This window comes from Neoluteolibacter marinus (assembly GCF_014904755.1).
Classification (GTDB): Bacteria; Verrucomicrobiota; Verrucomicrobiia; order Verrucomicrobiales; family Akkermansiaceae; genus Haloferula; species Haloferula marina.
The window spans coordinates 1-21,492 of record NZ_JACZFQ010000046.1 but is presented as its reverse complement, the minus strand read 5'-3'; the positions used below and the strand labels follow the sequence as shown (position 1 = coordinate 21,492).

11 protein-coding genes and 1 pseudogene are annotated in these 21,492 nt (G+C 65.7%); all 12 read right to left on the bottom strand.

The features are described 5' to 3' along the window. Window positions 1-73 precede the first annotated feature (73 nt). Complete coding sequence (locus tag IG178_RS10810; protein ID WP_193212561.1) at window positions 74-3,331, bottom strand: Ig-like domain-containing protein; 3,258 nt, start codon at window positions 3,329-3,331, stop codon at window positions 74-76. Window positions 3,332-3,613: 282 nt separating this feature from the next. Further along, the gene (locus IG178_RS10805; RefSeq protein ID WP_193212560.1) at window positions 3,614-5,047 is read right to left on the bottom strand and encodes a DUF1501 domain-containing protein; all 1,434 of its coding nucleotides are present in this window, start codon (window positions 5,045-5,047) and stop codon (window positions 3,614-3,616) included. Window positions 5,048-5,055: 8 nt separating this feature from the next. Next, the gene (locus IG178_RS10800) at window positions 5,056-7,446 is read right to left on the bottom strand and encodes a DUF1549 domain-containing protein (protein ID WP_193212559.1); all 2,391 of its coding nucleotides are present in this window, start codon (window positions 7,444-7,446) and stop codon (window positions 5,056-5,058) included. A gap of 10 nt (window positions 7,447-7,456) precedes the next feature. Next, complete coding sequence (locus IG178_RS10795) at window positions 7,457-10,456, bottom strand: c-type cytochrome (RefSeq protein WP_193212558.1); 3,000 nt, start codon at window positions 10,454-10,456, stop codon at window positions 7,457-7,459. 29 nt (window positions 10,457-10,485) lie between these two features. After that, a complete protein-coding gene (locus IG178_RS10790; RefSeq protein ID WP_193212557.1) occupies window positions 10,486-11,178 on the bottom strand; it encodes a hypothetical protein in 693 nt (230 codons plus the stop codon). Window positions 11,179-11,190: 12 nt separating this feature from the next. Further along, window positions 11,191-14,631, bottom strand: a complete 3,441-nt coding sequence (locus IG178_RS10785; protein WP_193212556.1) for a hypothetical protein — start codon at window positions 14,629-14,631, stop codon at window positions 11,191-11,193. 20 nt (window positions 14,632-14,651) lie between these two features. Next, a complete protein-coding gene (locus IG178_RS10780) occupies window positions 14,652-15,134 on the bottom strand; it encodes a helix-turn-helix domain-containing protein (protein WP_193212555.1) in 483 nt (160 codons plus the stop codon). A gap of 155 nt (window positions 15,135-15,289) precedes the next feature. Next, window positions 15,290-15,943 (bottom strand): response regulator, encoded by a 654-nt coding sequence (locus IG178_RS10775; RefSeq protein ID WP_193212554.1) that lies wholly within the window; start codon window positions 15,941-15,943, stop codon window positions 15,290-15,292. Continuing rightward, window positions 15,940-18,471, bottom strand: a complete 2,532-nt coding sequence (locus tag IG178_RS10770; protein WP_226895309.1) for a histidine kinase — start codon at window positions 18,469-18,471, stop codon at window positions 15,940-15,942. Before IG178_RS10770 ends, IG178_RS10775 begins: the two co-directional genes overlap by 4 nt. An 80-nt stretch (window positions 18,472-18,551) precedes the next feature. Next, window positions 18,552-19,310: a tetratricopeptide repeat protein gene (locus tag IG178_RS10765; RefSeq protein WP_193212552.1), complete on the bottom strand. Its 759-nt coding sequence runs from the start codon at window positions 19,308-19,310 to the stop codon at window positions 18,552-18,554. Window position 19,311: 1 nt separating this feature from the next. After that, a complete protein-coding gene (locus IG178_RS10760) occupies window positions 19,312-21,108 on the bottom strand; it encodes a BatD family protein (protein ID WP_226895308.1) in 1,797 nt (598 codons plus the stop codon). Between the two features lie 5 nt (window positions 21,109-21,113). Further along, a pseudogene (locus IG178_RS10755) lies at window positions 21,114-21,492 on the bottom strand (hypothetical protein); the annotation flags it as partial.

Here is a 21,492-nt window from a genome sequence, read left to right as displayed (position 1 = left end):
GTTCCGAAAATGGAGGTTCCGCGTGCACCTTGGCGCACGCGGAACCCCGCGATTCAGCGATGACCCGGATCGATCACTCGGCGTAGGAGATCCGGTAGAACGCCTTGCCGGCGGGCGGATCATTGTCCACCACCTCGACGATCCCGCTGCCGGGCGCGACGACGGTGTCGATGTCATCCCAGACACCGGTCAGGGTGGTCGAGCGCTGCAGGATGTAGGTCGCTCCCGGGGTTCCCGTGAAGCTGCCGTTCACGCTCCCGCCGCCGAGATCGACGGTGAGTTCAAGCTGGCCGGGCGGGCCGACCGCCACCGCATTGACCGTGATCAGGACGGTGCCCGCGGCGGAGGTGCCACCCCAACCGTCGCTCACCGTGTAGGTGAAGCCGTCGAGGCCGGTGAAGCCCGGAGCCGGGGTGTAGGTGATGATCCCGAGATCCTCGGTCACCGTGCCGCCGTTGAAGCTCGTGCCCGAGAACGAGGCAAGCTCGGGAGCATCCCCGTCCGCGTCGGTGTCGTTGGCGAGCATGTCGAAGAGCACGTCGATCTCCAGCGGCGTGTCCTGGTCGGTTTCAACGTCGTCATCGACCACCACCGGGTTCTCATTGGTCACGATGACCGTCGCCACGCTGCTCTCCGCGTCCGGGGCGAAGCCATTGCTGACCACCACCTTGTAGTCACCGGCAGCCGACAGGTCGAAGATATCGACATAGAGAACCGGCTCAGTTTCGAATTCGATCGGATCGGTGCCCTTGTACCACTGGTAGCTGAGCGGTGCTGAACCGCTGGCGGCCACCGACATGACGAAGGTCCCGCCATGCGGTCCATTGCCACCCACAGGCTGGATCGCAATGTGCGGCGGCGTGTTCGGGGGGATCACCCCGATCGCCGACAACCCTTCGATACGCAGACCGGTGAAGCCGGTGGCCGCGTCCGAGTTGTTGACGACGAAGTCGATGTTGTTGACGCCGGCGATCAGGCCGGGGGCATTGGAGGTGTCGATTACGAAAGGCCGCAGGATGCCGAAGGTGTCCCCGTCGACATTGGTGATGCCGGTGGCCGCGTCATTGACCCGGATCGCATTGCCAAGGTTGTCGGAGGCCCAGCTTCCCTGGATCTTCACGGTGGCGAGGTCGAAGCCGGTGAGATCCACCGTGGTACGATACACGTAGGTTCCGGCTCCCTCGCCGTCGTCCGCTGCCATCGCCGCGGCACCGGAGGTGTCGGCACGCGGACCGATCCACTTCGACGTTCCGGAATTCGCGTTCCACGACCCCGGCACGTTGGATTGCACATACACCGTATCGGATCCCGGATTGTCCGGATTGACGATCAGGGTGAAGTGAGGATCGATCTGGCCGCCCGCGAGCGGGAAGCCATCCGGGCCAACCCCCGAACTGAAAGCACCCGGAACATTTTCCAGGACCACCAGGGTGGCGACATCGCTCTCGACGCTGTCGACGCTGTTGCTGATGACCACCGTGTAGTCACCGGCGTTGCTGAAGTCGACGAAGCCCAGGTCGAGCACCGGATCCGTGGCGCCACCGATGTCGGAGCCGTCAAGCTTCCACTGGTAGGACAGGGTCTCGCTGCCGGTGGCACCCACCCGCAGCACGAAGGGACTGCCGGTACCGAGCGAGGCTCCGGTCGGCTGCAGGGTGATGCTCGGGGCCACTCCCACCATCGCATCCGCCTCGCGGTTGCTGATGCCGTAGGTGTGGATCGACTTGCCCCCGTCGAATCCGGAAACCGTGATCTTGGCCGTGCCGGCGGCATTCGCCGTGTACTGGTATTCGAAGCGGAGGCCCTGGTTGTCGCCGTATTCGTCCTGGTTGAGGATGGTCGCCTGCTCGCCGGTTCCACCGATCACGGCAGCGGGTCGATAGCCATCGTTCCAACCCACCGTGTAGAGGGTGAAGACGTAGTCCTTGCCCGGCGTCAGCCCGGTCAAGTCATAGACGCCCGGGAAGCCGTCGTAGAGGAAGTCCTTCGCCATCGGTGCCCCGTAGCCGGTGACATTGTTGGTGTCGTTGGCATACTGCGCGGGCATCCCGGAGACGGTCAGGTTCGCCGTCGCGGGATTCGCGCCGGCGACCCCGGTGAAGTTGATCCCGTTGAGGTTCAGCCCCGTCGCGCTGCCGAAATTGACGGCGTGGGTGTAGACATGATTGGGGCTGACTCCCGAGGTCGCATCGTCGAACCAGGGCTCGACCGACCAGACCACCGGCGGCGTGCTGGGGACCGCTTCGCGATTGCTGAAGCCGCTGGTGTGGAAGGATCCCGAGCCATGCGTCGGATAGGAAATCGTCACCGGGGTTCCAAGCGAATCGGTCGTGTAGGTGTAGTTCACCAGGATCCCGTTTCCTTGCCCGTAGTGGTTCAAGTTGACGGAGAGCTTCTGCGATCCCGGGACGCTGCTCGAGAAGGTCGCGGAGCGGTTGGTCGGCGCCGCATCGAAGCCGATGCCGTAGATCGTGAAGACGTAGTCGGTATCCGGCTTGAGGTTATCGAGCGTGATTTCGGTGGTCGGACCGCCGTAGCGGAAGTCCTTCGCAAGGTTCGCGCTGTCGCCGGTGACATTGTTCGGCGTGCGGTTGGCGAATCCAGCATTGAGCTGGTTGAGAGTGAAGCGCCCTGCAACCCCGCCTTCGCGGCCGATGAAGTTCACCCCGTTGATCGTGACCGGCGGATTGCTGCCGAAGGAATAGGCGTGGGTGTAAACATACTGCGAATCGATTCCGGAATCAGCGTCGCCGGTCCAGGGAGCGAAGGACCAGGCCCCGTCGGAAGGTGCGATGCTCACGTCATCGATCACCACCGTGTGGTCGCCGGTGGTCCGGCTGTTGGTGAGCGTGATCACATGCTCCGCGGCGGTGGCGGTGAACTCGAAGGCCGCCGTCTTGTAGGGGGTCGCGTCGTTGACATTGGCGACGTTCCTCACCTCGAGTGCCACCGCCGGCCCGGTGCCGTCGGAGCTGAAGACCAGGTTCGGGAGGTTCGTGTTGGCGTGGTAGCGGGCGTTGATACGCATCGACACCTTGTAGGTCGTCCCCGGAGTCAGGCCCGTCACCGTGGTGGAAAGACTGGCCGGTCCGCTGGTACCCGCCTGGATGAAGGCGGCATTCACACCTTCGGGGATGGTGCCGTTGTTGGCGAAGGGTCCGCTGGCGGAGTTGATGCCGATCCGGTCCGCCGGAGCGCCCGACCATCCGGTGATGGGTCCGTTTCCGGAGGTGTAGCCGGGGAACACCGTGAAGGTGTTGGCCTCGAATCCGGCATTCGTGATGGTCTGGCCGCTCACAGGCAGCCAGGGCACCAGCAGTGAGGCTAACATGCCTCTCTTGAGAGTTCGCGTGGGGATTGAACTGGGCTTCATGGATCGTTGGGTTGTTTCGTGGTGTCGGGGTAGTCGGTCGGGGTTTCAATGACGCGGCAACCGGATCAATCGCCGGAACGGGGGAGACGCCGGGTGCCGATGAACCCCTGTTCTACCCCGTTAGACCGGGGTGACGATGGAATTGGATTCCAAATCCCTGCCAAAATGCGGTCCCCGCGAAACATCGGGACCTCATGATGCGTGGCCGCGGACGATCGCGGCGGAATGCTCACGCCCGGCTCACGCGAAGAGACTCTTCACGGCCCGGCCCTTGCCGTCCTCGGTCGCGTAGAACGGCCGCTTCTCCACGTCGAAGACACTCTTCGGGCTGATCCCCATCGCGGTGAAGATCGTCGCGTGGAGATCGGAAATGGAGACCGGATCCTTTACGGCGATCAAGGGCCGCTCGTCGGCGGTCGCCCCGTGGACATGACCCTTCTTCATCCCGCCGCCAAACATCACCACCGAAGATCCGCCGGTGAAGTGCCGGTGCAATCCGTAGTGGGTCATGTTCTCCAGCGTGTCGGATTTCACCCGCGCCTGGTCCCGGGCTTCGGAACCCGGCACGCCCTCGATCATCATGTCCCGGCTGAACTCGCTGGCGATGATCACCAGCGTGCGGTCGAGCATGGCACGGTCCTCGAGGTCGCGGATCAAGCGGGCGATCGGACCGTCCACCTCGCGCTTCAGCGCCGCCGCCGTGACATGGCCGTTCTCATGGGTGTCCCAATGGACGAACGGAATGTACTCGGTGGTCACTTCGATGAAGCGCGCGCCGGCTTCGGCGAGCCGGCGGGCCAGCAGGCAGCCGCGGCCGAAGCGACCTTCACCGTAGGCCGCCAGGGTTTCCTTCGATTCGCCGGAGAGGTCGAAGGCCGCCTTCTCCTTCGAACCTAACAGCCGGTGCGCGTTTTCCATGGACCTCAGCATCGACTCCTGCTGGTAGTCGCTCATGAACTCCCGGTTCGGACTGCCGTCCACCAGCTTGCGGTAAAGCTTGTAGCGGTTCGTGAAGCGCCCCGCCTCCATGCCTTCGGGCGGCCTCACCGAGCGGGCCGCCTCATCCGGATAGGGCAGGTTGAACGGACCGAATTCGGAACCGAAGAAGCCGCCCGTCGTGAAGGCCTTGAGTTCCTCGCTTTCACCGATGCCCTCCAGCCGCTGTCCGATGTTGATGAAGGCCGGCATGACCGGGTTGCGCGGGCCGAGCACCCGCGACATCCACGCGCCGATATGCGGCGCGGCCACCGTCTGCGGCGGCACGTAGCCGGTATGCCAGTGATACTGGTGCCGCGAGTGGAGGATCGATCCGAGATCCGGCTGGACATGCGAACGGATCAAGGTCGCACGATCCATCAGCTTCGCGATCTCTTCCAGGCCGGAGCTGATCTTCACGCCGTCGAGCGAGGTGTCGATCGCCGGGAACGTGCTGAGGATCCGTTCCACCGGCAGGCCCTTCTCGAAGGGCAGGTAGGTTTTCGGATCGAATGTCTCGGGTGCCGCCATTCCGCCGGCCATCCACAACAGGATGCAGCAATCCGCGGTGGCCTCCGGATGCATCACCGGTTCCTCGCCGAAGGCCCGGGGAGCCCCGGACATCGCCGCCGCCAGGCTCGACGCGGACAAGGCCTTGAGGAAAGCGCGGCGGTTCGGAATGGAAGTTGGAAGCGACATGAAAGGGATCAACGGACGAACTGGAATTCCGGCATCATCAGCACCAGCCACAGCAGGTCCTCGACGGCGGTGCGCGTCACCCGCCGGCCCATCCCCTGCTGGAGCAGCGCCCGCTCTTCCGCGGACGCACGCCGGCCAAGGGCCTGCATGAAAATGTCGTCGATCATCTCCGGCACGGGCACGCCCGGCCGGGCCAGGTTCACCGCCCCCTGCTTGAGCAAGCCGGACAGGGCTTCGCCGTTGGCGAGATCGATCGCCTCGAGGGTGGTGATGTTGTCGGGCCGCATGCTGACGATCTGCTCGCGGTTCGGCCGGCCGAGCGAGCGCATCAGGAGATCGGCCGGAACCAGCGAGGCCCGGACCATCGGCACCCCGCCCACGGTCATCATATCGGAAAGCCCCGCGGTGAACGGGGTCCACACCTTGGGATCCGTCACGACCTCGGCGGCTTGCCAATCGAAAGGCGGCCGCGCAAAACGGCCGTTGCCGTCTGGCAGCGTCGAAGTCCACTTCCAGGTGTCGTCGGTCGCGACCACCTGCAACTCGCCGTCGTCGTGCCGCAGATGGGCCTCGAAGGTGAAGCCGGCAGGATTCGGGTCGACCCCGCCGTTGCGCGCCACCACCACGATCGAGTTCTTGCCGGCCCTGAAGTTTCCGATCGTGAGGGACCGGGCGATGGGCGCCGATGCCTCCCCATCCTCGCGGGCCACCCGCGTCCCGTTGACGAAGATGTCGGCGGCATTGTCGGCGATGAACGCCGCGCGCACATCCACCGGTTTTGACGGAAGGAAGAGCTCCTTGCCGAGCACCACCGCCTCGCCCGCCGGAATGTTGGCCGACGCGGAGGACGCCGACCAAATCCACTTCGCCTGCAGTCCGTCTTGCGGCCCGTCCACTTCGCGGGGGACGCCCGCGGCGACCTTGCCCGGTGCGGTCCCGGTGATCGTCCAGACCGCATCGACGAACTGTTCCGCGGTCAAGCGCTTGGCCAGCGGTCCGCGGAACACCGCCAGGTCGGCACCTTCCTCCGTCACCACCGATTCCGACTGGTAGATGGCCGAGGAAGCGATGAAGGCCAGCGCCTTCTTCAAGTCGTAGTCCTCGTCGACGAAACGGGTCGCGAGCAGGTCGAGCAAGTCCTCGTTCCAGGGCTCGGTGTCCATGGCATCGACCGGATGGACGATGCCGCGGCCCATCATCCGCTGCCACAGCCGGTTGACGATGGTGCGGGTGAAGCGGCCGTTGTCGGGATGGGTCATCAGCCCGGCCAGCTGTTCGAGCCGCTGCGGCCGCGGCGCGTCGCCGTCGACCGTCCCCAACTCGGGAAAGATCCACTTCGGCTCCGCCATGCGGCCGGTCGGCTTGTCGCAGCGCGCGATCTCGAGCGGGCTCTCTGCATAGATCGCCGCCAGGCCGTAGGCGTCGTCCAGCTTCCAGCGGTCGACGAAGCTGTCGTGGCACGACGCGCACTTCATGTTCAGCCCGAGGAACGTCTGGGAGATCGATTGCGAGAACTGGATCTCGCGGGTCTGGCTGGCGTTCACCCGCCCGCGCCACTGGATGCCGTCGATGAAGCCGCGCGATTCGTCGTCCGGGGGAGCAAGCAGCTCCCGGGCGAACTGGTCGTAGGGCTTGTTGTCGACCAGCGAGCGGTAGAGCCAGCGCGTCATCTGGCGGCGGCCGCCGTCGATGTAGCCGGTGCCCTGGTAATCGTTCCGCAGGAGGTCGTTCCAGAAGCTCAACCAGTGCTCGGCGTAGTCGACGTTGCGGCCGAGGGTCGATTCAATCAGCCGCGCCCGCTTGTCGGGGCGCCGGTCGGCCACGAACGCATCGATGTCCGCCGGTTGCGGCAGCAGGCCCGTGAGGTCGAGTGTCAGCCTGCGGATGAATGCCGCGTCGCCCAAGGGCGCGGGCCGGTCGATGCCGTGGTCGGCGAAGTAGCGGTCGACGATCCGGTCCACCGGATGCTCGCGGCCCGCCACCGCCGGCGGCAGCACCGGCCGGCGCGGCTTGAGCGGCGGTTCGTAGGCCGCTTCACCGAAGCTGAAACCGGGCTCCCAGGCCATGCCCTCGTCGATCCAACGCCGCAGCACGTCGACGTCCGCAGCCGGCATCCGCGGACCCTTCGGCGGCATGCGGTCCGACTTGTCGTCCGACATCACCGCCTCCAGCAGCAGGCTCTCCTCCGCCTTGCCCGGTTCAACCACCACGCCGTCCTCGGATCCCTCGAGAAGGAGCTCGCGGGTGTTCATCGAGAACCCGCCCTTCTTCTTGTCCTCCATGTGGCACTTCGCGCAATGCTCGCGCAGCACCGGCACCACCTCGTGGGCGAAATCCACCGCCCCGTTCGCGACGGAGGCGGCGATCCCGAAAACAAGGGCTGGCTTGAGGACGTTCATGGCCGATGGATCACTTCGCGAGGATGTAGGCGAGCAGGTCCTTGAGCTCTTCCTCGTTGAGGCGGTTGATCAGGCCGGCCGGCATCGGCGAGACCGGGGACGGGGTCACGTCCTTGATCAGGCTACGCTCGATCTCGGTGGTGGCGCTGAAATCGAAGGGGCTGGTCGCAATGATCCAGTGCTCGTCCTTTTCCTCGATCAACTTGCCGACCACCTGGGTGCCGTCCTGCTTGCTGATCAGGTCGAAGGCATACTGGTCGGAGACCACCTTGCTCGGTTCGATGATCGCCTCCGCGAGGTCGCGCACGCTGAAGCGGCCACCGACCGCGGTCAGGTCGGGACCCGCCGAGCCACCTTCACCGCCGAAGCGGTGGCAGGCGGCGCAGAGCGAGGCCTGGAACATCTTGCGGCCGTTCTCCTTGTCGCGGCCCGACAGGCTGCCGGCCCCAAGCTTCTCGACCTCGGACACGGTCCACTCGCGGCCCGGGCCTTGCACTGGCGGCAGGTTCGCCAGCGGGTGAGCCGTCGCAGCCGGTGCCAGCTTCTCGATCCACTCGCGCTCGGCAGGGGTGGCCCCGGCCAGCGCCTGGTTGCGCAGGTCCTTGATGAAGCCCGCGTAACTCTCGCCACCGCTCTTCGCCAGCAAGGTCGAGAACCAACCGAAGAAGGCCCGCCGCTCGGATTCGCTCCACGGTCCCTTCACCACCCGCAGGCAGTAGATGTAGTGGATGATCTGCGCCGGCGGCAGGTTCTCGATCATCTTTTCAACCGCGCCTCCGTACTGGGCGTTGCGCTTCGCGAGCGCCAGCCAGTCGGGGGCGGGCGCCGGTCCCGTGGTGTCCATCAGGGCCAGCGTGCGGCCGACCACCCCCGGGGCCTGCAAGTAGCACAACATGCCGCACAACTCCCGGTCGAGATCCCGTTCGTTGGAGGGGAACGCGGCATCGATCTTCGCGAGCACGGCATCGCGCTCGGCCGCCGATGGCTCACCGTGGCGGGCGAAGACCAGGCCGCAGGCGCGCAGCCAGTTGATCCGCTGGGCGACATCGAGGCCCGCCCAATCAAGGCCTGTGAGCGACTTGAGAATTGTGCCGCGATGCGACGCGTTGCCGACGCGGGCCAGTGCGATCGACCCTCCGATCACCTTCCAGGGGTCGCTTTCGCGGGCCAGCTGCGGGGCGATCGCGCCCGGGCCCGCCTGTTCGACGGCGATCCTCGACTCGTAGCGTTTGGTGCGATCCGCCGATCCGAGACCGTCCCAGGCCCCGGCCTTGGGCGCGGGGGCGAGGTTCTTCATCTCCCGGGCAACCGGCTCGACCGACTCGCTGCCCGTGTAGGTGATCCGCCACAGGGCCGAAGCAGTGCGGCGCCCGCCGGTCATGAAATACATCGCCCCGTCCTTGCCGATCACGGCGTCGGTCAGAGGCAGGCCGCTGCCGGCGAGGAACTCCTCGCGCTCCGCCTTGTAGCCATCGCCGTCCTGCGTGAGGTGCACCGCATGGATGGTCGCGTAGGTCCAGTCGAAGGCATAGATGGCCTTCTGGTACTTGCCCGGGAAACAGCTCCCTACCCCCGACAGCAGGCCGGTCGGCGACCCGGGACCGATGTCGACCACGGCAGGCATACTATCTTCGTAGTATGCCGGCCACTTGCCGGTCCCGTTCCGCCAGCCGTAGTCGGCACCCGGCACCACGTGGCAGATTCTCGTCGGCCGATACCACGGCATCCCGAGGTCCCATTCCATGTCCGCGTCGTAGGCGAAGAGATCGCCTTCCGGATTGAAGGCGATGTCATAGGTATTGCGCAGGCCGATGCCGACCAATTGCCAGTCGGAGCCATCCGGCCTGAACCGGGCGATCCAACCACCCGGGGCCATCCGGTCATGGGCGTGACCCTTGGCATCGGGACGGCGCGGCAGCAGCTGGTCCTCGGCCCACACCGTCGGAACCATCGACGAGTCCGTCTCGGGGAGATCGGTGTGATTGCCGGCGACAAAGTAGATCCACTCCCCGTCGGGCGACGTGATCAGGGCGTGGGGGCCGTGTTCGCCGCGGCCGTTCACGGCCTTGATCAGCTCCGGCTTGTCCGGTTCGCCGTCACCGTCGCTGTCGGTGACCCGCCACACGCCGGCGCGGTCGCCACCCTCGTTGATCGTGACGTAGAGCACACCCTTGTGCCACAGCAGGCCGTGGGCACCGCTCAAGGGAATCGAGGTCGGCGTCACCACCGTGGTGTCGTCCGGGCCCTTGGCCGGAGTGACCTGATAGATCTTCCCGTACTGGTCGGCGCAGAGAAGCTTGCCGGCGCCGTCGACGGTCATCGCCACCCAGGAGCCCTGCACGTTGGGAACACCGTAGAGCCGCTCCAGCTTGAAATCCTTGGCGAGCTGGTAGCGGTCGGTGAGATCGACCGGACCGCCGTTCGCGTTGACCTCGGGGGCAATGACCTCGCCCCACGGCGGGTCGCCCATCTTGCCGATGATCTTCGCGGAACTCCAGTTCTTGGGCGAGAAGCGCGGCTCCTGCCAGCCACGCGGACCTTCCAGGCTCACGAGCCATTCACCGTCCGATACCACATAAGCTTTCTTGCCTCCCTTCAGGGTCACGCTGAAGCGCAGCGCCATGGCCGCAATGCCGTCCTGGTTGCGGCCCTCCACCGCGATCACGTTGCGGCCGCCGGGCACCACCAGCTTGGTGACGTCGTGGTTCGCCGGCGCCGCCCATTCGCTGGCCCAGCCAAGGTCTTGCCCGTTCACCCAGACCCGCTGCCAGTTGTCACAGGTGATGGTCACCGATGCGGCGATGACGTCTTTCGGCAGCGTGAACTCGCGGCGGAAAAAGACCTTCTGGTTGGAACTCGCGTCGAGATTCTGCCAGATCCACGAGGCGAGCGGCTCCCCGCCCTTCGCGGGCACGACAACCGACGTGCCTTCCTGCGCGCCGGCGCCGAGGATGGTGAGCAGTGAAACAAGAACAGCACCTCGGAGCGAGGAATGGATGGGTAGTTGCATGATTGGAGAAAGGCCAAACGGGAAATGGATCACGGGTTCTTTCCGGAATCTTCCCGATGATCGGGAAAACCGAGGATGCGCGGGGCCCGGCTGCCCGCTTCGTTGATGATGAACAAGACGGTCCGGGCCGCGGGGTCGTGGCTCCAGTGCGTCTCGCACAAGGGGTAGGGCTGGTCCTTGCCCGGAATACGGAACGACAGGTTCACCGGGTACTCGCCGCCCTTGCTTGCGGGTGCGTCGAGCACCAGCTTCGACCGCGCCGCGATCGCCAGCTTCTGCGTGCCGACCTTACCGCCAACGGCGTTCGGGGTGAGATTGTACCACAGCATTTGTCCGGACCGGAAACGGTCGCCGCTCGCATCGATCACCTGCATCCGCACCGGAACCACCTTGTTCTGCGGGTCCGGGCTAACGAGCAGGTAAAAGTCGCCGATCCGCTCGCCCACTTTCGCCTCCGGCGCCTTCGGGTCCACGGTCTCGCCTTCCGCAGGCGCCGACTCCAGCAAGCGCAGGGTCAGCGGCCCGGCGGGCAGGTCATAGACCTTCGAAAGGTTCATCCGGGGCAGGTCCACTTCCCGACACTTGGCACCGTCGTGCAACTGCAGCTTTTCAGGATCGCCGGCGCCCGCCCCCAGGAACAGGACACGACAGGTCCGCTTGCCCGTCTGCTGGGCATCCGCGGCGAGGGGCAACAGGAAACATAGTAGAAGAAGGAAGCGCATGTTCGCAGGGTGTCAGATTTCCGACGGATTGAGCCAGCGGAAGCTCACCACCTCGAAGCGCCGCCCGAACGTCTTGTTCAACTCCGACTTCGGCGGAGTGGTCAGGTCCGCCGCCTCGGTGGGATCCACATAGTCCCGGGTCCGGCGCACCACCGCCTCGCAGGTCACGGTGCTGATCACGTTCCCCTTGTCGTCCCTGGCATCGCCGTTCGCGCGGATGATGAAGGTGTCATCGCGGGCGGACAGCACGGGCGCGATCGGCCGCAAGACGTCTGCCTGACGAATCCAGCCCGGCATGCCGTAGGCACTTTCACCGGCGGCGGCATCCGGGAACTGGTACTCCGCGTCGGCTGCCCGGAGCGGCACGGCGAGCGCATTGCTGGAGAGCTCCTCGATCGTGGAGTACGGGTTCGACGATCCGCTTTCGGCCAGTTTGTTCAAAGCCGACTGGATGGTTCCCGCCAGCGCCAGGTCGCCGGTCGACAGCTGGCGATTGACGAACTCCGAGAGCGACAGGAAGGGCCCGCGGGCGCGCACCTGGTTGACGATCTCCTCGGCGAGTTCATCGATCACGTCGTCGTCCAGCAAGCGGTAGCCGGCGAATTCCGTGGCCTCGGGGAAGTCGCCGGAAGAACCCGCCGAGCCCGCCTCCGTGTCCCCGGCGACGGAGAACCGGGAGAAGGGATGATCGCTTTCGCCGGACAGCTCGACCTTCCAACCGGTTCCCGACTCCTCGATGTACGGAACCCGTTGGTTGCGGGCGTGGCCGAGCAAGGCCCGCCATGCCGCCACCGACGTCGAGTTGACGTTGAACATCCCCTCCACCTCCAGCCTCGAGGCGATGGTCTGCCAGGCATCTCGCGGCCGCACGTGCTCGTTGTAGAGTTCCTTGGCACCCCCGGCGGAAGAAGCCGCGACGCCGGTGTCGGCGGAGATCGCCCGGTAGGCGCGGTTGCCCAGCGGTTCGGCGCCGGTGACGAAGTCGGTGTAGGTATCCTCGAGGTCCTTGCCGGAACTGCCGAAAGCATTCGGGTCCGGGGCGATCGACGAGAAGAACCAGTCGTCGAACAGGATGTGGTTGGCGCAGTAGCTGTCGTCGTACTGGAGGTTCGTCGCCAGGTTGGCCTCGCTGCTGTTCACCACGGCGGACGACGGCAGCAAGGGCGTGGCGTCGCTGTTGCCGATCAGGTTGAAGGCGTAGGGTGGGATCGGATTCTCGTAGCGAAGGTCCCAGTTCTGGAGCTCGGCCAGCGACAACAAGGGACGGGTCGGGATCTCGGCGATGACGCAGCGCGACAAGCCGTCCGCCTTGTTGAACCCGGTGACGATGTAGCCGCGGCCGCTGGTGTCGCTGGCATTCGGCAGCTGGCTGTCACCACCCGGAGCATGCTTGATGAAGCTGTAGTCGAAGGGCGAGTTCACCGGATGGCTGGTGCCCGTGTAGTGCCGGGCGATCGTCGTTTCGGCGAGATCCTTGGTGCCCATCGCGGTGTAGTTCACCAGCGGGCTGGACTGGACGAAGCCCTTCGCCGGGGTATGCGTCTTGCTCGCCATGCGCGCGCCGAAAACGGTCGAAAGGAAAGGTGCGGGATTGTTGGTCACCGAGCTCAGGGGAACCTCCGCAAGTTGCGAGAGCGGCGGGTAGATCACGTTGGCCATCGATGGCGTGTAGATCATCCGGTAGACCAGGTGCCTCGCGCCGTTGATGCCCATGTCGAGGAAGATCCCGACGCCCTGGTTGATGTCGACGTAGGCGGTGTCGAACTTGGCGTCGGCCTTGATGTTGCCCGACACCTGCATCAGGTTGCCGCTGTTGTCCTTGATGTCGAAGTAATGGCCTCCGGTGCTGCGGTAGCCGGGCTGAAGGAGGAGTGAATTGCCGGCGGCGACCACCACATTGGCCTGCGGGCTGAAGACGCGGGTTTCACCGGGCTTGAGCAGGAACGGCGAGCGGATCTCGTAGTTCAGGCGGTCGGCATCGGCCATCGCCGGCGTGTTGTTGATGCTCCCTTGGGTCAGGCAACGGTAGGTCGAGGTGGTCGTTCCGCCGACGGTGTAGCGCAAGGCCGCCGGCAAGGGTTTCGGCAGTTCGAAGGTCAAGGGCGGCCCGGTGATCTCGACGCTGTAGGGATTCCACATGGTCACCACCGGGGTGAGCAGGAGCCGGGGCCGGTACTTGCCGGATCCCACCGCGGCGGCGCTGTGCGAAAAGACCCACTGCATCCGCGCCACCACCGGCAGGATCCGCACCCGGTGGAGGAAATTGAAGGCCGCCCCGGTGTTGTCGATTGCGATCGACTGGGTGTTGATGCGGCTTCTTCCGGACGAGCTGCTGGTCACGCGCTGATAGGCCGTGGCGTAGTCCACTAGGTTCTCCCAGCTGCTGACCGGACCGTGGCGGTAGATCGGCATGTCGGAACTTCCACCTCGGTAAGATGCCCACGGGTAGATCATCGAGCGGGTCATCGTCGGGCTCGATGAGGTGGGCTTGGCGAACATGATGTCCTTCTCCGGCGAGAGACGGAAGAACGGCAGATTGGTGCGCGGCAGCGAATTCCAGTTCTCGGTCGCCAGCGATAGGTCCTTCCGCCAGCCGCCGGTGGCAGTGTTGGTCAACAGGCCGACGGAGTTCGGAGAAAGGTCGTGGAAGAACTCCTGAGAGGCCTCGAGATTCCCGGCATCCGCCACGAATTTCGTCCCGCCGAGACTCACCACCTTGTCCGCGTCGGAAGGTTCGTCGAGCAGGTCGTCCAGGCGAAGTGCCGACGGATCGGCGACCGAATGCGACTTTGCCACCACCGCCCAGCGGGCGGCGCTGTCGTCGGTGGGCTCGAACGGTTTCGGCAGGCGGGCCTTCTGGTTCTCGCCGCCGATCCACCACGCCATCGCCCCGTCGCCCTCGCGGTCGGAGATTTCAAGCGGCTCCAGGTGGACCTGCAGATCATCGCGGCCCGCACCCACCGACTGCGGCCCCACCAGGGCGACGCTCCCTTTCCGGGCCGTCGTGTCGGGCAGCGAATCGGGCAGGCCCGACACCATCCATTTCAAGAAGCGCCGGCTCTTGGCCGAACGATAGTTTCCGGGAGAAACAGGACGCCCCTGGGAGTTGTGATCGTCGCCCTCCCAGCTCTTCCAAACCCCGAGCACGGGCGCATTGTTCTCGTCGAGGATGTCGGCCCGCGCCGTGACCCGGGTGTCCGCACCGGCCAGCTTCTGCAGGTCGCCGATCGCCAGCGCCAGCGCCAGCCGCGCGTTCGCCCTGGCCCGGGCGGCGGGCTCGTTGCGGGTTGACGTGCGCAGCGAGATCGACGAGATCCCCAACAGCGCCGTCACCAGCACAAGCAGCAGCACCATCAAGGACAGCGTGATGATCAGCGCGAAGCCACGCGAAGCGGAGGGACGCCGTCCCACCCGTTGCTGCCCGCGATCCATGGTATTGCCGGAAGAATTCATCGCTTCGAGAATCCTTCTCCTCACGATACGCGCGCGGCGGAACCGTGGAAAGCTTCCTTCCACTGGCCCGGAGTGACACCGATGTGTTCCTTGAAAAGGCGGCAGAGGTTCTTGGCGTTGCGGAGACCGGTTTCCATTGCCACCGGTTCGAGCTTGATATCGTCCTCACGCAGCATCTCGGCGGCAGCCTCCACGCGGCGCGCCACCAGGGCCTTGCCGATCGTGTTGCCGGTCGCGGCGCGGTAGTAGCGGTGCAATGACCTCACCGACATGCCGCATTCGCGCGCCAGCGACGAAACGGTGAGCGGCCGCGAGTAGTGGTTGTGGATCGTCTCGATCGCCTTCGTCACGCCCGGGTAATCGCAGGCGGCCCGGCTGGCCGGGTCGTCATCCGCAGTGTCGCGGACGATCCAATCGTCCGTCTCGCGAGCGGAAAAATCCGCGGAGTCCGCCGTCGAATCACATTCTCCGGCGCCGTCTTGGCAGCAGGCATCGAGTTTCATGGGTTGTTCTCCAGCCGGATGACTCCGGTGGATGGTCGAACCCTAACGACCCGCCTGCCCCTTGGATACCTATGGGTTTCCCTAGGGAAACCTCAACTCACTCATAATCAACCACCAAAAACCCAAACAAAACCTCACCGCCCGGTCCCGCCCCCTCAGGATTTCGTATCTGGATCCCGTTTCATGTATTTCAGCACGGCTTCCGTGCGGGTCCGCACATGGAGCTTCCGGTAGATGTTCCCGAGGTGGAAGCTCACGGTTTCCATGCGCACGCCGAGTTCGTCGGCGATTTCCTTGTAGAGATACCCCTTGGCGAGAAGATCCAGGGTTTCCTTCTCCCGCTGGGTGAGATGGTAGTCCTCGTCCGGCTCCGCCACCGGCATTTGGAAGTGCTGCACCACCTTCCGCGCGATGCCGCTCGACATCGGTGAACCACCCGCGACCACGTCGTCCAGCGACTCCAACAGGCGCTCGTCGATGTCCCGTTTCAGGACATAGCCCGACGCCCCCGCGGCGAGCGCTTCGAAGACCCGGTCGGCATCCTCGAATACGGTCACCATCAGGAACTGGGTCGCGGGACACAGCGGCTTGAGCTTGCGCAGCAACTGGATCCCGGACAGGCCCGGCAACTGGATGTCGACGAGGCACGCATCCGGTGGATCCTCCTGGATCGCCGGCAAGGCCGACTCGGCCCGGCCGTAGCATCCGGTGACCTTCCAGGCATCGGATGACGACAGCGTTTCATTGAAGGACTCGCGGAGCAGCGAGTCGTCCTCGACGATGGCGATGGTTCGCTTCGTGGAAGTCATGCTCTGGGCAATGCCGGAACTTTCGGCAATTGGCAACGGAAGACCGCGCGGGTCCCCTTGCCCACGGTGGATTCGATGATGCATTCGCCGCCGAGTTCCTCGAACCGCACCGCGAGGTTCTGCAGACCGTTCCCCTCGCGGGACTTCGCCGGGTCGAAACCTTGTCCGTCGTCGATGATCTCCGCGACCAGATTGCCATCCTCCACGTCCATTCTCAGGATCACCTCGCTCGCGCCGGCGTGCTTGAGGACGTTGTGCAAGGCCTCCTTCACGCCCAGCGCGAAGTGGTGGCGGAAATCGGAACGCAGGGACACCGCCGGCAGATCACCCGGAATCAGGATCCGCAACTTCACCGGGCTGTCGCGGAAGAGTTCCTGGGCCACGGCGGAGACGTGGTTCGCCAGGTGGTCGAGCGTGTCGTTCGACGGATTCACCGCCCACACCAGCCCTTCCATTGCATGCACCAGGTCGCGCGCCGCCGACTCCAGCCGCACCACCCGCTCGCGCGCCTTCCCCGCATCGTGGTCGATCGCCCGCCGCACGAACGAAGCTGCCAGGTTCAACACCGTGACCCGGGTGCCGAGGTCGTCGTGCATGTCGCGGGCGATCCGCGCGCGGTCGCTCTCCAACGCGTGGCGGAGCTTCACCGCGGCAAGCCGGTGCCGCGACTTGCGCCGGTAGGCCGCGAAGAACAACAGGCCCACCCCCAGCACCCCGGCCGACACCACCACCGGCATGAACCAGCTGTGACGCCAGAACGGCTGCTCGACGACGATCGGAAACGTCAGGTGCGTGCTCATCGGCCGCGGATCGTTGCCGACCGCGATCGCGCGGAACACATACTTTCCCGACGGCACGTTCATGTAGGTCGCACGAAGCGAGGCACCCGGGATCACATTGTAGGCTTCCGCCCAGGTCAGCAGGAACGTCTCCCCGCCTTTCACCGGCCTCACCGGCAACTCCTGGGTGCAGGTCCAGGCGGCGAAGTGCTCCTGCTCCGCATCCAGCAAGCCCAGCGCGGTCTTGGAGCGCAGCTGCATCACCTGGGCGATGGCCGGCTCGCTCCCGCGCCGGTCCCAGCCCAGCGGAATCCCGCCGATCTGGTTCATCCGCTCGCCTTGCAGGAAGTCGCCGTTCTTCCACAGGTTCTGCTGCGGAGCCGACGAGCGCGCCAGCGACAGGTTGTCGATCGCCCAGCAGCCGGTGGTGTCGGGAGTCCCGGACGAGATCGAGACCCGGATGCTGCGGGTCAACTCGGGGATGAACAGCGGCTCGGACCGCTGCACCAGCGGCGAATCCACGGCATCGACCTGCCATCCCCGGCTCGCCCCGGTGGCGGTGAAGACCCGCTGCGCCAGCAGGCTGCCGGCGGCGTCCAGCATGTCCCACTCCATGGTCATCCCCTGGGCGGACGGATGCCATTCGTCATCGAGCCCTTCCAGGCGGCAACGCACCCCCAGCGGGTCGGCGTTCACACCCGGCAGGAAGCTGAAATCGAAGTCCAGCCGGTGAAGGCCGGATTCGAGCACCAACGGCTGCCCGGCGGAAGGCATCACCACCGGCTGCTCGCCCACCAGCACCTGCTGCAACATCATCCCCAGCTCGGACGCCCGCGGGGGCTGGCGCCGCGAATGCTCGTCGGCCGCCCGCCTCACATCCTCGCTCACGAAGCAGAAATCGTGGGGCTGCCGGGCGATCCCGCTGATCCTCACCTCATCGATCGAGCCCGGAAAGAACTCCCAGGGCCCGTAGGTGGAACTGAACTTGCCGGAGTTGCCGATCGCGAAATCGCCGAGCCGCTTGGCAAGGTCGGCGGTCAGGGTCCCGCGGCCGATCTGGTTCGCCGACTCGTTGCCGGCACTCAGCCTCGTCCAGTAGAGCTTCAGGTTGTTCACCACCGTTTCGCGGCCGTCGTAGGAAACGGCGGCATGGAACCAGTCGGTGGTGTTGATTGCATGGGGACCGGAGGTCGGGATCGTCGCGAGTCCCCCGCCGCGGACCGCATTGCCGGCAATCGGCAGGAAGGAAAGGAACCCCGGCTTCTCGATGCGGAAAATGAACACGCGGTTGTCCGCGTTCTCGTCGTCCATGCTGACGATGTCGAGGGCCAGGCCCGCCGAATCCCCGGGCATGATGTCGAGCTTGACCAGCGCCTCGATTGTGAACGCCCCGTCCCAGCCCGCCACCGGGAACGGCGCGTCGACATTGTCGTTCGGGCCGGTGTCGAGACTGGGCTTCGCGAGCAGGATGGGACCGTAGCGCCCCGGCAATTCACGGCCTTCGGCCGGTTCGGCGAAGGAAACCGCGCTCCCGAAACCCGGGAACGGCGCCTTCCCCGCGACCGCGCCGTTGATCAGGCCCAACAGCGGGGTCGGGCTCACGCCGTCGTCCTTGAACGGCGGGCCGGCTTCGTCGAGGTGCCAGAGATGCAGCGTGTTCTCGTCGGCTTCATAGGGAAGGAACGCCGGCGCCCCCGAGGCGACAAGCGTCGCGCCAATCCCTGCGGCGATGAAAACAGCCAAACGCATCGACCTCCAGATGACGCCTCCTGTCGGCACGATGCAAGCGTTCAGCATGCACGCGCGGAAATCCGGGGTGCCCGCGGCTTTCACCGGCTTGCCCCGGGATCCCCGGCACGGGGGATCACCCGGCCGACCTCACCCGCCGTGACCCAGCCTTCGGTTCCTCCACCATCCATGGTGATCCAGAAGTAGCCGTTCTCGAGCCGCCCCAGCTTCACCTCGCGGCCGTTGGCGAGGCTCGCCCGTTCATCGGCGGTGGCGAACGGCGAAATCCTCACCGTCGCCGGTGCCGCAACCACGATGGCGCGCTCCTCCTCTCCCTCGCGGGCGTCGAGCGCATGCAGCGAAAGCACCAGCAGCCCGACGGCCGGGATCCCGCATGCTGCCGCCCCGACCCCGACTCTCCGGCGCTTCCGGAACACCACCCAGGCACCCGCCGCCAAGGGCAGGGCGAACGCGCATCCGAGCGCCAGCACCGACCATTGTTGCCGGGACAGCTTCGCCAAGAACCTGTTCCACCCGTCGCCGGATGCCACCGGAAACACCGCCGCTTCGTCGCGCGCCAGCTTGAGGTTCGCCTCCAGATCCGGATTGCCGGGATCCAACAAGAGAGCCCGCTCGAAGGCGAGGATCGCCCGGCCGTAGTCCTCCTGCCGGAAGTAGGCGCTGCCCAGGTTCTGCAACACCGCCGCCCGCGGGCCATCCGCGAGCAACTGCTCGTAAGCCTGCGCCGCCGCGCCGAACCGCCCGGCCTCGAAATCCGCGTTGGCCGCATCAAAGCGCTCGTCGGCCCGTGCGGACGCCAGCCCGCCAACCACACCCAACAAGATCAGCACCTTCGTCATGTCAGGCGGCCCGGACGGCTTTTGTTAGATTTTCCAAACCGCGGTGCAGCGATTCCTTCCACGCATGCAGGTCGCCGGCGTCGCCCGCCGTGCCCGAATAGTCGACCCGATCCGCTTCCTTGAGGATGCCCACGACATCCTCGTCATCGACCTGCCTCAAGTCTGCCAGCGTCACCGCCTCCGGCTTGATCCCCGACTGTTCGGCGACGCGGATTCTCAATGCTTCCCTGGCTGCCGTGAAGAAGCCCGCGCCGTCCCCGGCGAGCGCCGCTTGATCCGCGGTCGAGAGCGCGCGGCGGATCGCCGCGTCTCCCGCCAGGCGGGCCGCCTTTTCAACATCCTCCTCGCGCCGGATCCAAACCCCCATGCCCGCCAGCGCCACGGCCAGGGCGGCAAATCCGGAGATCGCAGGATAGAACCAGGCCCGGTCCGACCACGGCTCGTAGCTCGCGATCTTCCCCGGATCGGTCGCCAACGGCGCGAGCTGCGGCCCCTCGCTTTGCGGGACCGCCGGTTCCTTCGCCGCGGCAGCCGCCGGCGGCACCGTCGCCTCGCCGGCAATCACCACCTTCGACGGGGCCGATTCCACCGTCCGGTACTCGCCGGCCTCCGGATCGAAGTAGCTGAACGCCAGTTTCACCTCGCGCTCGCCGGGCACCAATGGCACCGCATTGTAGCGGAAAACCTTGCTGCCCGAAAACGACGCGGCGTCTCCCGCCATGAAGTCCCCGCTTCCATCGTAGACCTTCCAGTCGCCGGCCGGCTGCGGATGCGGTTCCTTCAGCAGCGCGAAATTGCCACCGCCCTTGACCCGGGCTTCGATCCGGCACGGCTCACCGGTCTGGAGGGATGATGGCACCTGGACCGACTCGAACTCGAAGTGCCCGATCGCGCCGGAAAAATCCTCCGGCCGCCCCTCGGCCGGCAACTCCCGCACCTCCACGCTGTCTGGATCCGGCGTCGTCAGTGTGACGTCCTTCTGGACCATCGGCGCGAAGAAGTCCTCCATCATCGAACCGCCGAAGAAGGGATCGTCGAACGGCGAGCGGTGCCGCTTTGCGGAGCGGTCCCGCACCGCCACGGTTCCTTCCAACGAGAAACTCGCCGGGTAACTTCCCGCCTTCGTCGCGGACAATCCTCCGTACCAGGTCACCACCAGGTAGCGCTTCCCGTTCAGCACCTCGGACGACTGGTCCGGCTCCTTGGTCAGGTTGTGCAAGGTGAAGGCCGAGCCTTCCGGACGCGGGGTGCCGTTCAACTGCACGCTCGCCCCGGCGGGAAAGTACGCCTTGATCCGTACCGGAGCGATTTCCCCGGGATAGACGTGCTTGCGGTCCTTGATCACCGGCTGGAACGTCAGGAACCCGTAGCGGTCGTCCTCGACCTCGGCGGCCTGTTCGTCATCCTGACCCATCCCGGCCGGAGCCCCGCTCGCCGAGGGAACCACCGTCAGCTTCATCGGCGGCGTTTTCAGATCCTGGCCCGCGACCCTGACGGTGATCGACGGCACCTCGTACTCACCCGGCTCGTGCGAGCCTACCGCGTAATTGTAGGAAATCGAGCGGCTGACCTTGCCGTTGACGATTTGCATCTGCTGCGACTGCCCGCGCGAATTCACGATCAATCCCTTCACCGCGGGGATCTGCGGATGGGCCTCCGGGGAGCCGCCCTCGATTTTCAGCGCGAGCAGCGCCCCCTGACCCGCCTCCACGCGGTCGGTCGACAATTCCGCCGTCACCTCCGCGGCGCGGAGCGCGCCGAGACAGATCAGCAGACAGGCAAAAAGTTTCCAATACATCGTGCTCACCAGGTCTTTCGTTTCGCCCCACGGCCCTGTTGCCGTTCGCGGTTCCGTTCTGAAAGCGGCACCGGGATCACCACCCGTTCATCGTCACCCAAGGTTTCCAAAAGTCGCAACGCCTCCTCGCGGGACATCTCCCCCGGCTTGCGGGCTTCCGTGGACGCCACGGCGGCATCCCCGCCCTCCTTCGCGCCCTCGCGTGCTTCGCCCGGTTCTCCCTGGACGGTCTCGCCGCGATCCTGCGGCTGCTTTTCCTCCTGACCCTTCATGCCCTTGTCCTTCTGCTCGCCGTCCTTCTGCTCGCCGTCCTTCTGCTCGCCATCCTTCTGCTCGCCATCCTTCTGCTCGCCATCCTTCTGCTCGCCATCCTTCTGCTCGCCA

Bases quoted from the DNA above. Each gene is read 5' to 3' on its own strand.
- IG178_RS10760 (WP_226895308.1), bottom strand. From the start codon at position 21,108: ATGTATTGGAAACTTTTTGCCTGTCTGCTGATCTGTCTCGGCGCGCTC.
- IG178_RS10775 (WP_193212554.1), bottom strand. From the start codon at position 15,943: ATGACTTCCACGAAGCGAACCATCGCCATCGTCGAGGACGACTCGCTG.
- IG178_RS10770 (WP_226895309.1), bottom strand. From the start codon at position 18,471: ATGCGTTTGGCTGTTTTCATCGCCGCAGGGATTGGCGCGACGCTTGTC.
- IG178_RS10800 (WP_193212559.1), bottom strand. From the start codon at position 7,446: ATGAACGTCCTCAAGCCAGCCCTTGTTTTCGGGATCGCCGCCTCCGTC.
- IG178_RS10765 (WP_193212552.1), bottom strand. From the start codon at position 19,310: ATGACGAAGGTGCTGATCTTGTTGGGTGTGGTTGGCGGGCTGGCGTCC.
- IG178_RS10810 (WP_193212561.1), bottom strand. From the start codon at position 3,331: ATGTTAGCCTCACTGCTGGTGCCCTGGCTGCCTGTGAGCGGCCAGACC.
- IG178_RS10790 (WP_193212557.1), bottom strand. From the start codon at position 11,178: ATGCGCTTCCTTCTTCTACTATGTTTCCTGTTGCCCCTCGCCGCGGAT.
- IG178_RS10795 (WP_193212558.1), bottom strand. From the start codon at position 10,456: ATGCAACTACCCATCCATTCCTCGCTCCGAGGTGCTGTTCTTGTTTCA.
- IG178_RS10805 (WP_193212560.1), bottom strand. From the start codon at position 5,047: ATGTCGCTTCCAACTTCCATTCCGAACCGCCGCGCTTTCCTCAAGGCC.
- IG178_RS10785 (WP_193212556.1), bottom strand. From the start codon at position 14,631: ATGAATTCTTCCGGCAATACCATGGATCGCGGGCAGCAACGGGTGGGA.
- IG178_RS10780 (WP_193212555.1), bottom strand. From the start codon at position 15,134: ATGAAACTCGATGCCTGCTGCCAAGACGGCGCCGGAGAATGTGATTCG.